The sequence below is a fragment of the Cupriavidus malaysiensis genome (genome assembly GCF_001854325.1).
In the GTDB taxonomy this organism is placed as follows: Bacteria; Pseudomonadota; Gammaproteobacteria; order Burkholderiales; family Burkholderiaceae; genus Cupriavidus; species Cupriavidus malaysiensis.
Genome location: NZ_CP017754.1, coordinates 1,770,505 through 1,783,465, shown reverse-complemented (window position 1 = coordinate 1,783,465; position 12,961 = coordinate 1,770,505). Strand labels below are relative to the sequence as shown.

Genomic DNA, 12,961 nt, shown 5'->3' with positions numbered 1-12,961 from the left:
CGCCGGCCGCCGTGTGCCGTCGTGCGCCGCCGCCAAGCCCGGTGGCCCATCCGGTGTCTATACTGGCCTCATCCATCTTGGTAGACGCGCCCCGGCGCGCCAATACGCACCATTGCGTAGTCCCTTCCCGCCATGGCAAACCCGAGCCCCCCGCGCCTCGCCGCAGCCCCGCCGGGCACGCTGACCGCGCGCGAGCGCCAGGTACTGCGATGGCTCGCCCGCGGCAAGACGGACCGCGACATCGCCAGCGTGCTGGGCATCAGCACGCGCACCGTGCAGAAGCACCTGCAGCACGTCTACGTGAAGCTGGGCGTGGAAACGCGCACCGCCGCCGTGGTGCGCGGCATGGGCTGGCTGCCGGCCGACGATGCCGCCGATGCGGGGTGCGCTTGCCAAGCTTCGGAAAACGCGCTATAAAGATGCTTCGTTGCCGACAATGAAACCACCCGAAGCGGCAGTTTCACCGGAAGCAACGCAATTTAATGCCTCGGCCAAGCCTTCCGACAACGCAAGCTGACCCGTAAATCCTCCATGTCCGCCAAGTTTTACTTTTACTTTTTTAGCGATCTCGCACCGCTGGCGGAAGGAGAGGGAAGCTTGTAAGCGTCCCCAGACATCAAAAAAAGCCGCCAGCGAACCTGGCGGCTTTTTTTATCCAGACTTGCCCTGAACCCTGCATCCCACGACCCTACAAGACCCGGAGCCATCATGTTGAAGAACACCGACGACCTGCGCATTCGCGAACTCAAGGAACTGCTGCCGCCCGCGCACCTGATCCGCGAATTCGCCTGCTCGGAAAAGGCATCGGACGTGATCTACGGCGCCCGGCAGGCCATGCATCGCATCCTGCACGGCATGGACGACCGGCTGATCGTCATCATCGGCCCCTGCTCCATCCACGACACCCGCGCGGCGCTCGAGTATGCCAAGCTGCTCAAGGAACAACGCGACCGTTTCGCCGGCGAACTGGAAGTGGTGATGCGCGTGTACTTCGAGAAGCCCCGCACCACGGTGGGCTGGAAGGGCCTGATCAACGACCCGCACATGGACGGCAGCTTCAAGATCAACGATGGCCTGCGCACCGCGCGCGAACTGCTGCTGAACATCAGCGAGATGGGCCTGCCCGCCGGCACCGAGTACCTCGACATGATCAGCCCGCAATACATCGCGGACCTGGTGAGCTGGGGTGCGATCGGCGCGCGCACCACCGAATCGCAGGTACACCGCGAGCTGGCCTCCGGACTGTCCTGCCCGGTCGGCTTCAAGAATGGCACCGACGGCAACGTCAAGATCGCGGTCGATGCGATCAAGGCAGCCTCGCAGCCCCACCACTTCCTCTCGGTGACCAAGGGCGGCCACTCGGCCATCGTCTCCACCTCGGGCAACGAGGACTGCCACATCATCCTGCGCGGCGGCAAGGCGCCCAACTACGACGCCGCCAGCGTGCAGGAGGCCTGCGAGGCGATCGCCAAGGCCGGCCTGGCCGCGCGCCTGATGATCGACGCCTCGCACGCCAACAGCAGCAAGAAGCACGAGAACCAGATCCCGGTGTGCGAGGACATCGGCCGCCAGATGGCCGCCGGGGACGAGCGCATCGTCGGCGTGATGGTCGAGTCGCACCTGGTCGGCGGGCGCCAGGACCATGTGCAGGGCACGCCGGTGGAGAACCTCACCTACGGCCAATCCGTCACCGATGCCTGCATCGGCTGGGACGATTCGGTCAAGGTGCTGGAAACGCTGGCCAATGCCGTCAAGGCACGCCGGCTGGCCAAGGGCAGCGGCAACTGAGCCGTCGCGGCCGCCCTGTGGCGGCCGCGACAAAAAAGAAAAGCCGCCCCGCGCAGACGCGGGGCGGCTTTTCTTTTTCTCGCCTGCCGGACCTGGCCGGCCCGGCCTGCCTGCCTTATTTCTTCAGGACCAGGGTGCCCGGCAGCGATTCGATATAGGCCGCGATATCCTGCAGTTCCTGGTGCGAGAACGGTCGCGGCTTGCCGTCCTTGCCCGTCACCGCCGGATTCGCGTTGACCTGGCCGGCCATGATGGCATTGGAACGCCCGACCAGCGGACTGTTGCTGGTCTGGTACGCCAACAGCGCGTGCAGCAGGTAGCTGGCGTGCTGGCCGGCCAGCTTCGGGTACTCGGGGCTGATGGGCGACTTCAGGTCGGCACCGTGGCAGGTGGCGCAGTTACCCTTTTCCACCAGGGCCTTGCCGGCGGCGATGTCGGCGGCCGCGGCGGAGCCGGCGGCCATCAGCAGCGGCAGGGAAACGGCGAGCGAGAGCGTCTTGAGCGATTTCATGATGCGGCGTCCTCGCGCTTATTTCTGCGTATTGTTCTGGGAATCGGGCTTCTGCTGGGCGTAGTAGGCCGCCACGTCGGCGATATCCTGGTCGCTCAGCGTCGCGGCGATGCCGCGCATGGTCGGGTGCTTCCGATCGCCCTTCTGGTATTCCTTCAGCGCGTTCTCGATGTACTTGGCGTTCTGCCCGCCCAGCAGGGGCACCTCATAGACTTCCGGGAACGAAGCCCGGTAGCCGGGAATGCCGTGGCAGCCGATGCACATCGCAACCTTGTTCTTGGCGGCGTCCACATTGCCCTTGACTTCCTGGGCCTGCGCCGCCATTGCGGTAGCGCCCAGCACAACCACCGTGAGGAGCTTTTTCATTGTCGTAGCGAATGGAAGTGTTAACCCTGCCTGAATCACCTGCCCGACCTGCCTGACCGAAGCGACTCCTGAACACTGCCCTGCCTGCCGGGTTCCTTGTCTCCTGCGTGAACACGGCGGATTGCCAGGCAGCTTGCCCCGGGCGCTGGCGCGCGCGTGGCTGCTCTGGAACCATTTCTATTTCTTGAATGCCGCGTCCCGGTAGATGCCGCGAAGAGAAGGCAGCGCGGGCCGCCGGGGCGCGTAAGACTGGACGTGGGGGGCGCGTCAAACCGGCGCATTGTACCGCAGCCGGCACCCGAGCGTCCAGCCTGCACCTTGGCGCATCAGCGACCAAACGCGAATGGAAAAGCTCTTTTATACTGGCCCATCGCCGTCGTCGACAGCAGGCGGCGGCCCGGCCCGCCGGACCGCGGCGCCCCAGCGATTCCAGCCACCCTAGCCTCTCTTTGCCACATGAGCCAAACCGCCAACGCCACCCCGTCACAGCAGGCCCGCTTCGAGGGCAGTGACCAATATGTCGCCACCGATGACCTCAAGCTGGCCGTCAATGCCGCCCGCACGCTGCAGCGCCCGCTGCTGATCAAGGGCGAGCCCGGCACCGGCAAGACGATGCTGGCCGAGGAAGTGGCCGCGGCGCTCGGCATGCCGCTGCTGCAGTGGCACATCAAGTCGACCACCAAGGCGCAGCAGGGCCTGTACGAGTACGACGCGGTGTCGCGCCTGCGCGATTCCCAGCTCGGCGACGACCGCGTGCACGACATCCGCAACTACATCGTCAAGGGCGTGCTGTGGCAGGCCTTCGAGTCCGACCAGCAGGTCGTTCTGCTGATCGACGAGATCGACAAGGCCGACATCGAGTTCCCCAATGACCTGCTGCGCGAGCTCGACCGCATGGAGTTCTACGTCTACGAGACGCGCGAGCTGGTGCGCGCCAGGCAGCGCCCGCTGGTGATCATCACCTCCAACAACGAGAAGGAGCTGCCCGACGCCTTCCTGCGCCGCTGCTTCTTCCACTACATCAAGTTCCCCGACGCCGACACCATGCAGCGCATCGTCGACGTGCACTATCCGGGCATCAAGCGCGAGCTGGTCACGGCCGCGCTGCAGTCCTTCTACGACATGCGCAACCTGCCGGGCCTGAAGAAGAAGCCGTCCACCTCCGAGCTGATCGACTGGCTCAAGCTGCTGATGGCCGAGGACATCCCGCCCGAGGCGCTGCACAGCCCGGACAAGAAGGCGGCCATCCCGCCGCTGCACGGCGCGCTGCTGAAGAACGAGCAGGATGTGCACCTGTTCGAGCGCCTGGTGTTCATGAACCGCGCCAACCGCTGACCCGCGCCGCGCGCGACCCCGCCGACCATCACGCCCTGGCCATGACACGTTTCATCGAACCCGTCACGCTCGCCGGCACGCACGCCATGCTGGAGCCGCTCAGCCACGCCCACGAGGACGAGGTGAAGGCGGCCGCCGCCGACGGCGAGCTGTGGAAGCTCTGGTACACCTCGGTACCCGCGCCCGAGCAGACGCGCGCGTGGCTCGACACCGCGCTGGACATGCGCGATCGCCTGCACGCCATGCCCTTCGTGGTGCGCGAGATCGTCGACGGCCGCCCGGGCGCGGTGGTGGGCGCCACGCGCTACTTCAACGTCGACCCGGTCAACCGTCGCCTGGAGATCGGCCACACCTGGTACGCGCGGCGTGTGCAGCGCACCGCCGTCAACACCGAGTGCAAGCTGCTGCTGCTCGCGCATGCCTTCGAGCAGCTCGACTGCATCGCGGTGGAATTCCGCACCCACTGGATGAACCACCAGAGCCGCGCCGCCATCGCGCGGCTCGGCGCCAAGCAGGACGGCGTGCTGCGCAACCACCAGCGCATGCCCGACGGCTCGCTGCGCGACACCGTGGTGTTCTCCATCATCGCCAGCGAATGGCTGGCGGTGAAGCGACACCTGCAGTACCGGCTGGACCTGCCGCGCTGAGCGCGCGCCGCCGACGCCCACCCAGCGCCAACCGAGAGCACCACCATGCTGATCGATTTCTTCTTCTCGCTGCGCCACGCCAAGCTTCCCGTCTCGGTCAAGGAGTACCTGACCATGCTGGAAGCGCTCAAGGCGGAGGTCATCGCCCCTTCCATCGACGAGTTCTACTACCTGTCGCGCATGACGCTGGTCAAGGACGAGAAGCACTTCGACAAGTTCGACCAGACCTTCGCGGCCTACTTCAAAGGCGTGGAGAGCCTGGTCGACTGGAAGTCCGACATCCCGCTCGACTGGCTGCAGAAGACGCTGCAGCGCGAGCTCAGCGACGAGGAGAAGGCCAAGATCGAGGCCATGGGCGGGCTCGACAAGCTGATGGAGCGCCTCAAGCAGCTGCTCGAGGAGCAGAAGGAGAAGCACGAGGGCGGCAACAAGTGGATCGGCACCGGCGGCACCTCGCCCTTCGGCCACGGCGGCTACAACCCCGAGGGCATCCGCATCGGCGGGCCGTCCAAGGGCAACCGCACCGCCATCAAGGTGTGGGAAGCGCGCTCCTACAAGGACTACGACGACCAGGTCGAGCTCGGCACGCGCAACATCAAGGTGGCGCTGCGCCGCCTGCGCCGCTTCGCGCGGGAAGGAGCCGACACCGAACTGGACCTGGACGACACCATCCACTCGACCGCGGCCAACGCGGGCATGCTCGACATCAAGCTGCGGCCCGAGCGCCACAACAAGGTCAAGGTGCTGATGCTGATGGACGTGGGCGGTTCGATGGACGACCACATCAAGCGCGTCGAGGAGCTGTTCTCGGCCACCAAGAGCGAGTTCAAGCACCTCGAGTACTACTACTTCCACAACTGCCTGTATGACTACGTGTGGAAGAACAACCGCCGCCGCCACGCGGAGAAGATCGCCACCTGGGACCTGATCCACAAGTACACCCCGGACTACAAGCTGATCTTCGTCGGCGACGCCACCATGAGCCCCTACGAGATCCTGCAGCCCGGCGGCTCGGTCGAGTACAACAACGCGGAGGCCGGCGCGGTCTGGCTGAACCGCATCACCGAGCAGTTCCCGCGCTTCGCCTGGCTGAATCCCGAGCCGGAAGGGCTGTGGCAGTACCGCCAGTCGATCTCGGTGATCAACCAGCTGATGAAGTCGCGCATGTATCCGGTCACGCTGGCCGGACTCGAACAGGCCATGCGCACGCTGTCCAAGTAAGTATCCGGGCAGGCGTCCAGGCAGCACCTCGCACGCCGGCGGCCGGCCAGGCACCGCGGACGCCGCCGGCCCCTGACAGCCTCTGCCGGCGGCGTCCTGCCTGCGCGATGCCGTGGCGGCACGTCCCCGGCACGCGCCGCCGCCCCCGCTCCCCCGCTCCCCCTTGTTCCCGCCGTCCCGGGCCACAGGCCCCGCGGCTCCCCGCCCTTCTCCCGTCCCGCGATCGTTTCTCAGGTACGCACCAACCCTTGCGGCAGCGCTCCGCCCGCCGCCGGCGCAAACAGCGTGCGCGCCACGCGCTCGCTGTCGAGGCCGAAACTCTCCGCCGCCGCGGCGGCGATCACACCATCCAGCGCCAGGGTCGGACGCAGGTCCCGCCCCTGATACAAAGCGCTCTGCGACAAGCCTGGCCAATCGGCCAGCACGCGCCCGCCATGCACGGCACCGCCCAGCAGCATGGCCGCCGCGCCGGTGCCGTGGTCGGTGCCGCCGGTGCCGTTGGCGGCGGCGGTGCGCCCGAACTCCGTGGCCACCAGCACGGTGGTGCGCTCCCAGGCTGTCCCCAGGCCGTCGCGCAGCGCCGCCACCAGGGTGTCGAGCGCCTTGAGCCGCGCCGCCAGCCGCTGCGCCTGCGCGCTGTGGGTATCCCAGCCGCCGGTCTCGATCATGGCGATACGCGGCCCGTCCGGCCTGGCCAGGAAGCCCGCGGCCAGCCGGCCCAGGCTGGCCGGGTCCTGGCGCGCGCCGGCATCGCCGGCCAGGCCGCGCGCCTGCATGGCCGCGGCCCATAGCGGATGCAGCTCGGCGTCGCGGGCGTAGAGCTGGCCCACGCGCAGCAGCAGGTCGTCGGGCGCGGACGGCAGCGCCGAGGGCGCGTAGGAACTGACCGGCGCGGCACCGCGCAGCGCCGCCGGCACCGTCGGCGCGAAGGCGATGGCATCGTCGTCGCGGCGCGGCAGCAGTCCCGCCAGCCGGTTCAGCCAGCCGTCCTTGACCAGGTAAGGCGCCTTGCCGCCGGTCTCCAGCACGTTCTGGCCGTCAAAGTGCGAACGGTCGCGGTAGGGCGACGCCACCGCATGCAGCAGCAGCGCCTGTCCCAACGCATACATCCTCGCGGTCTCCGCCAGCGCAGCGTGCAGCGCGAAGGTGCCGTCCAGCCGCGCGGCCTGTGCCGGATCGACGGCCAGCGCGCCGCGCAGGCGCGCATAGCCCGGGTCGGCGTAGGGAATCAGCGTATCCAGCCCGTCGGCGGCGCCGCGCTGGATGATGAAGACGAAGCGGCGCTCCGACTCGACGCGGGCGAACACCATGCGCGGCGCGACCAGCAGCGCACCGGCGCCAGAACCGGCGACGCAGAGGAAATGTCGGCGTGTCAGCATGGCGGTCATCTCCGCAGGAAATCGGGGGAAACCAGCAGCAGCGCAAGCGCGGTGGCCGGGCTCTCGGCGCGCGCCACGGCCTCGCCGGTGGCCGGGCTCAGGGTGCCCGGCAGCAGGCGCGGCGCCAGCGCGCGGGCATCGAGCCGGTCGCCCACGCGCGCGGCGAAGCGCTGGGCCAGCTCGACCCGCCGCACCAGCGCGTCGGGGGCGGCCCAGCTGGCCGCGATGTCGTCATAGCCGGCCGGCGAGCCGGGGCGCCAGACCGGCTGGCCGAGCTGCGCCAGCAGCGGTGCGTAGGGCAGGCGGCCGGGTTCGCGCACGCCCAGCCCGCGCAGCGAGGACAGCGTCCAGTCCCACGGCGTCTTGAACTTCGCCGGTGCCGGCGCCCAGGCTTCCGGCGCACGCACCAGCTCGCGGTACAGCGCCGGCAGCTCGCCGCCGCCGCGCAGGTAGGCATCGGCCAGCCGCGCCACCAGTGCCGGCGGCGGATTATCGGCGACGAAGTGGCGCGCGAGCTTGGCGGCCAGGTGCTGCGCGGTGGCGGGCGCCTGCGCCAGGTCGTGCAGCACTGCGCGCGCCTGGCCCTCGCCCGGCTGGGCATAAGCCTTGCCGAGGATCGTGCGGGCGCCCGGCTCGTGCAGCCGGGCGCGGAACAGGAAGGCGCCGGGAGTGCCCTCGTCGCGTGGGCCCAGGCCGCCGACGCTCCAGCCGGTCAGGGCGCGCGCGAACTCGGTCACGTCGGCCTGCTGGTAACCGCTGCGCACCCCAAGGGTGTGCAGTTCGAGGATCTCCCGCGCCAGGTTCTCGTTGAGGCCGGGGACGCGCTCGGCATTGCGCCGCGTGGCCTGCATCGCCGCCATGCTGTCGGGGCCGGCCGAGCGCACCTGGTCGAGGAAGACCTGCATGGCCGGATGCTGTTCGACCGCCAGCAGCATGTCCTCGAAGCGGCCCAGCACGTGAGGGCGGATCGCCTCCGCCTCGAAGGCACCGGCCAGGCCGGCCACCACCGGCTTCTCGGCCGAGACCGCGAAATGGTTGGCCCAGAAATGCACCAGGCGCTCGACGAAGGGCGCCGGCGTCAGCAGCGCCGACGCCACGCGCGCGTCGACCGCGCCGCGGTAGCTCTCGCGCAGGCCCTGCTGCAGCGCCTGGCGAGCAGCCGCCCTGGCATCGCCCTGCTGCTCACGCACCGCGCGCTGCTGCTGCGCATAGCGGGCCGCCAGGTCGGCGCTGCCAGGCTGCGCCGACCACGCCGGCGGACGCGCCTCGTAGCGGTCGAACTGCTGCAGCAGCCACCCCTGGGGGTCGGCCGGCAGGTCTTCGTCGGGCCGTGCACCCAGGCCGAAGCGGTTGAGGGCAATGCCGGCCCCGGTGGCGCGATCCATCATCGTCAGGCTCCCGCGCAGCTGCGCAGCAGGTCGATCGGATGGGGCGCTGCCGCATGGCCGTGGCGCGCGGCAGCCTGCCCCGATGTCGAGTAAACGCGCCAGGCGCGATCGCGGCGGATCGCCGAACGAAACCGGCATGTCGAATTTGTAAGCGAAAATTAGCGCGAGCGGGTGCCGCCCGCTGCGGCCCGGTGCAGATCGATGCGATTGCGTGTGGCGGTGCGCGGTGCGGTAGTGCGCGGCCTGCAGCGGGCCTCAGGCCACCACGTCCACGCCTTCCATCACCCAGGCGCGGAAGGTCTGCAAGGCAGGCAGGTGCTGCTTCTGCTCGGGATAGCAAAGGTAATAGCCCTTCCTGCTCAGCACGCGCGCCGGATGCGCCACCACCAGCGCCCCCAACGCCAGTTCCTCCTCGATCAGGCAGCGCGGGATCAGAGCGATGCCCAGGCCCGACACCGCCGCCTGCGTGAGCAGCGAGAACTGGTCGAAGCGTGCCCCGCCCCAGGCCTCGCGCGCGTCGACGCCGAGCGCCGACAGCCAGTCCGACCAGGCCTCCGGCACCGTGGTGTGGTGCAGCAGCGGGTAGCGCAGCAGCGTCGCCGGCGACGCCGCCATGCCGCCCGGCTCGCCCGCCAGCAGGCCGGGTCGGCACACCGGCAGCACTTCGCGCCCGATCATGTAGTCGGCCAGGCTGCCCGGCCAGATGCCGTCGCCGAAGCGGATCGCGGCGTCCAGGTCAGGCCGCGCGAAATCGTAGCCCTGGGCGTGCGGCACGAATTCCAGCGTGACCTCCGGGTGGCGCGCGAAGAACTGGGGCAGGCGCGGGATCAGCCACTTCGCGCCGAGCGTGGGCAGGCTGGCGATATGCAGCGTGCCGCCGCGCCCCTGGCGCGCCATCAGCTCGACGCTGGCCGCCTCGATCTCGGCCAGGCTGGGCTGCACCCGCGCCAGGTAGCGCCGCCCCGCATCGGTCAGCACCAGGCGCTGGCGCACGCGCTCGAACAGTTCCGCCCCGAGAAAGTGCTCGAGGCTGCGCACCTGCTTGCTGACGGCGCCCTGCGTGACATGCAGGTCCTTGGCCGCCAGCGTGAAACTACTATGCCTCGCCGCAGCCTCGAAGGCCTGCAGTTCGGTCAGGGAGGGACATACACGCCGCATCGTCCACCTACTTCACTACCAAATGGAATGACCATGGGATTTTATTTCGTTTGCACGCTTCTTGCAGCGCCAAGCAGAATCCCGTGAAGACTCCCTACCAACGAAGGATTTCCATGCAACGCCGCCACATGCTCCGCCTCCTCGCTTCCGCCACGGCCACGCTCGCCGCCGGCGTTTCGCTGACCGCCGCCGCGCAAGGCTACCCGACGCACCCGATCACCCTGGTCGTGCCGTTCCCGGCAGGCGGCACCACCGACATCGTGGCGCGCATCGTCGCCGACAAGCTCGGCCAGCAGCTCGGCCAGGCCGTGGTGGTGGACAACCGCGGCGGCGCCGGCGGCAGCATCGGCACCGCCTACCTGGCCAAGGCCACGCCGGACGGCTACACCCTCGGCATCGCCACCGCCTCGACGCACGGCATCAACCCGGCGGTCTACCCGCGCCTGTCGTACGACGCCACCAAGGACTTCACCACCATCACCAACCTGGCCTCGGTGCCCAACGTGATGAGCATCAACCCGGCGGTCAAGGCCACCGACATGAAGTCCTTCATCGCGCTGGCGCATTCGCAGCCCAGCAAGATCGCCTTCGGCTCGGCCGGCAACGGCAGCGTCTCGCACATGATGGGCGAGCTGTTCATGATGAGCAGCAAGACCCAGCTGCTGCACGTGCCGTACAAGGGCGTGGGCCCGGCGCTGAACGATGCCCTGGCCAACCAGGTCCAGGTCCTGTTCGACAACCTGCCCTCCTCGCTGCCCTTCATCGAAGGCGGCAAGCTGCGCGCCCTGGCGGTGGCCTCGCCCAAGCGCGTGGCGGCCCTGCCCAATGTGCCGACCTTCGCCGAACTCGGCCTGCCGGAAGTCAACGACGCCTCTTGGTTCGGCCTGATCGCCCCGGCCAACCTGCCGGCCGACCTGCAGAGCAAACTGAACGCTGCCGCCCTCAAGGTGCTGGCAATGCCGGAAGTGAAGGCTAAGCTGGAGAAGCTGGGCGCGACCCCGGTGGGCAACACGCCGGCCCAGTTCGCCACCCAGATCAAGAACGAAGTGGCCAAGAACAAGCGCATCGCCGCTTCCGCCAAGATCTCCCTGGACTAAGCCAAGCCGCACCATGACCGAAGCAGACCGAAAGAACGCGGACAGCCCCTACTTCCTGCACTTGCCGGAAGGCCACAGCAGTCCGCTCTTTCTCGATTCGCCGCACAGCGCCACCACCTACCCGGCGGATTTCCGCCCCGCCGCCGGGCTGCCCCTGCCGCTGCTGCGCCAGGCCGAAGACACCTTCGTCGACCAGCTCTACGGCGATGCCCCGGCACGCGGCATCCCGCTGCTGTGCGCGGGCTTCCCGCGCAGCTACCTCGATGCCAACCGCGGCGTCGAGGAGATCGACGAGGCGCTGCTGGACGCACCCTGGCCCGGCCCGAAGCAGGCCACCGCCAAGACCCGGCTCGGCAAGGGCCTGGTCTGGCGCGTGCTCGATACCGGCGAGGCGATCTATGACCGCAAGCTGAGCGTGGACGAGGTGCAGGCGCGCATCGAGCGCTGCTACCTGCCCTACTACGCACAGCTGCAGAAGCTGGCCGAGCGCGCCGTGGCCAGCCACGGCAGCGCCTGGCACATCAACTGCCACTCGATGCCGAGCGAAGCCGCGCAGTACGCGACGGAATTCCCCGGCCTGCAGCATCCGGACTTCGTCGTCGGCGACCGCGACGGCACCACCTGCGACACCCGCTTCACCGACCGCGTGGAGGGCGTGCTCAAGGACATGGGCTACGACGTCTGGCGCAACCACCCCTACAAGGGCGTGGAGATCGTGCGCGTGGTCGGCCAGCCGCAGGCGGGCCGCCACAGCCTGCAGCTCGAGATCAACCGCAAGCTGTACATGGACGAGGTCGGCCTGGCGCCGAACGCGGGCTTCGACAAACTCAAGCGTGACCTGAACGCCCTGCTCGACGAACTGCTGCGCTTCGTCAAGGCCGCGCCCTCGCGCGTGCTGGGCTGAGCACCCCGGGGCCGCCGCCGCACCGCCGCCAGGCGGTCGCGGCGCGGCCCGTGGCAAAGGCGGCGCCAGGCGCCGCCCCCTCCCCTCCGTGCGCCCTGGCGCGCACACGCACCGAGCACCACGCATGGCCGGCGACACACGCCAGGTTACGGCTCGGTTACGCCTGGAAGCAATATTCCGGAACTTTGCCGGCATGCTTTCCTCTATCATGGCAGTCCTTTGTCAATCCCCCTTTGCCAAACGAGCAAGACGACCCCGTGATCCGACGAATTTCCCAGTTGATCTGCGGCCGGCTTTCCACGCTGGCCGCGGCCGTGGCAGGCGCCATCGCCCTGGTGGGCTGCGCCGTGCCGCCGGACCAGGCGGGCTCCGCCACCGATCAGGCCACCGGCACCGGCGGCGCCATGCCCGCGCAGAATGCGCGGGCCGCCGCGAAACCGTCCTCGGCCATCGCCGCCAACATCGCCAGCATCTCTCCCGCTGCCGCGCCGCCGGCCAAGGCCGCGCCGTCCGAACCCACCAAGACCATCACCCTGCCCGACCGCGGCCACGTCAGCCTGGCCGAATACCGCGCGCAGATGCGCGAGCAGTTGATGAAGACGGAGAATGCCGCGCCGGACGTGGCCGATTGTGCCGCGCACGCCAGCTGGGTGGTGCCGCGCTCGACCCGCTTCGACGCTCTGAAGATCCCCACCGGCGCGCTCGCCGCCGGCCAGGCCACCAGCGAATCCTGGTCGGGCCGCTTCTCGCAGGGCAAGCAGGCCGTGCCGGTCACCTCGGTGGTCACCTTCAGCGCCACCGCGCACAAGCGCGGCCGCAGCGATGAATGGGAGACCGTCAAGGCCCGCTGCGGCTACGACGACGGCATGATGCTCGCCTACGAGCTGCTCGACAGCAACGGCACGGCCATCGCCGATGCGGGCGCCGCCCCGGCGCCCGCGGCGCGCGCCGGCCGCCACCATGGCGCCGCCACGCGCGCCCATCGCGGCGGCAAGGCCACCACCGCCAAGGCGACGTCCAAGTCCGCCAAGCCATCCACGGCCAAGTCCACGGCCAAGTCCACGGCCGGCAAGTCGTCCGCCAAGAGCGGCGGCACCGCCGCCAAGGGCAAGAGCACCGGCAAGAAGCAGCACTGACACGCTGTGCCACGGCCTCCGCTGGCCCCGC

13 protein-coding genes are annotated in these 12,961 nt (G+C 69.1%); 8 read left to right on the top strand and 5 right to left on the bottom strand.

The annotated features are described in order from the left end of the window. Positions 1–132 precede the first annotated feature (132 nt). Both BKK80_RS07775 and aroG read left to right on the top strand, forming a co-directional pair. Positions 133–417, top strand: coding sequence for a response regulator transcription factor (locus tag BKK80_RS07775; protein WP_071012058.1), 285 nt, complete (start codon positions 133–135; stop codon positions 415–417). 291 nt (positions 418–708) lie between these two features. Beyond that, positions 709–1,788 carry a 3-deoxy-7-phosphoheptulonate synthase AroG gene (aroG, locus tag BKK80_RS07770; protein WP_071012056.1) on the top strand — a complete coding sequence of 360 codons (1,080 nt, stop codon included), beginning with the start codon at positions 709–711 and terminating at the stop codon, positions 1,786–1,788. Between the two features lie 115 nt (positions 1,789–1,903). Here aroG and BKK80_RS07765 read toward each other — a convergent pair whose 3' ends face one another. Then, positions 1,904–2,299, bottom strand: coding sequence for a c-type cytochrome (locus BKK80_RS07765; protein ID WP_071012054.1), 396 nt, complete (start codon positions 2,297–2,299; stop codon positions 1,904–1,906). Positions 2,300–2,317: 18 nt separating this feature from the next. Next, positions 2,318–2,665 carry a c-type cytochrome gene (locus tag BKK80_RS07760; RefSeq protein WP_071012052.1) on the bottom strand — a complete coding sequence of 116 codons (348 nt, stop codon included), beginning with the start codon at positions 2,663–2,665 and terminating at the stop codon, positions 2,318–2,320. Between the two features lie 456 nt (positions 2,666–3,121). Here BKK80_RS07760 and BKK80_RS07755 point away from each other — a divergent pair, with 456 nt between their 5' ends. The 3 genes from BKK80_RS07755 to BKK80_RS07745 are packed head-to-tail and all read left to right on the top strand — an operon-like array spanning position 3,122 to position 5,868. Next, a complete protein-coding gene (locus BKK80_RS07755; protein ID WP_071012050.1) occupies positions 3,122–4,000 on the top strand; it encodes an AAA family ATPase in 879 nt (292 codons plus the stop codon). Between the two features lie 41 nt (positions 4,001–4,041). After that, positions 4,042–4,647 (top strand): GNAT family N-acetyltransferase, encoded by a 606-nt coding sequence (locus tag BKK80_RS07750; protein WP_071012049.1) that lies wholly within the window; start codon positions 4,042–4,044, stop codon positions 4,645–4,647. A 45-nt stretch (positions 4,648–4,692) separates the two neighbouring features. Then, the gene (locus BKK80_RS07745; protein ID WP_071012047.1) at positions 4,693–5,868 is read left to right on the top strand and encodes a vWA domain-containing protein; all 1,176 of its coding nucleotides are present in this window, start codon (positions 4,693–4,695) and stop codon (positions 5,866–5,868) included. A 230-nt stretch (positions 5,869–6,098) separates the two neighbouring features. On the opposite strand, the gene BKK80_RS07740 is transcribed toward BKK80_RS07745, so the two are convergent. From BKK80_RS07740 to BKK80_RS07730, 3 genes are all read right to left on the bottom strand, one after another. Further along, a complete protein-coding gene (locus BKK80_RS07740) occupies positions 6,099–7,247 on the bottom strand; it encodes a DUF1501 domain-containing protein (RefSeq protein WP_071068814.1) in 1,149 nt (382 codons plus the stop codon). A 5-nt stretch (positions 7,248–7,252) separates the two neighbouring features. Then, complete coding sequence (locus BKK80_RS07735; protein WP_418235892.1) at positions 7,253–8,641, bottom strand: DUF1800 domain-containing protein; 1,389 nt, start codon at positions 8,639–8,641, stop codon at positions 7,253–7,255. Positions 8,642–8,890: 249 nt separating this feature from the next. Beyond that, complete coding sequence (locus BKK80_RS07730) at positions 8,891–9,793, bottom strand: LysR family transcriptional regulator (RefSeq protein ID WP_071012043.1); 903 nt, start codon at positions 9,791–9,793, stop codon at positions 8,891–8,893. Between the two features lie 113 nt (positions 9,794–9,906). Between BKK80_RS07730 and BKK80_RS07725 the strand changes: the two genes are divergently transcribed. The 3 genes from BKK80_RS07725 to BKK80_RS07715 all read left to right on the top strand — a co-directional run bounded on the left by BKK80_RS07725 (position 9,907) and on the right by BKK80_RS07715 (position 12,930). Beyond that, entirely contained in the window at positions 9,907–10,890 is a 984-nt protein-coding gene (locus tag BKK80_RS07725) for a Bug family tripartite tricarboxylate transporter substrate binding protein (protein ID WP_071012041.1), read from the top strand. A 13-nt stretch (positions 10,891–10,903) separates the two neighbouring features. Beyond that, the gene (locus tag BKK80_RS07720) at positions 10,904–11,794 is read left to right on the top strand and encodes an N-formylglutamate amidohydrolase (RefSeq protein ID WP_071012039.1); all 891 of its coding nucleotides are present in this window, start codon (positions 10,904–10,906) and stop codon (positions 11,792–11,794) included. A gap of 257 nt (positions 11,795–12,051) precedes the next feature. Next, the gene (locus BKK80_RS07715; RefSeq protein ID WP_236903731.1) at positions 12,052–12,930 is read left to right on the top strand and encodes a BspC domain-containing protein; all 879 of its coding nucleotides are present in this window, start codon (positions 12,052–12,054) and stop codon (positions 12,928–12,930) included. The last annotated feature ends 31 nt before the right edge of the window (positions 12,931–12,961 follow it).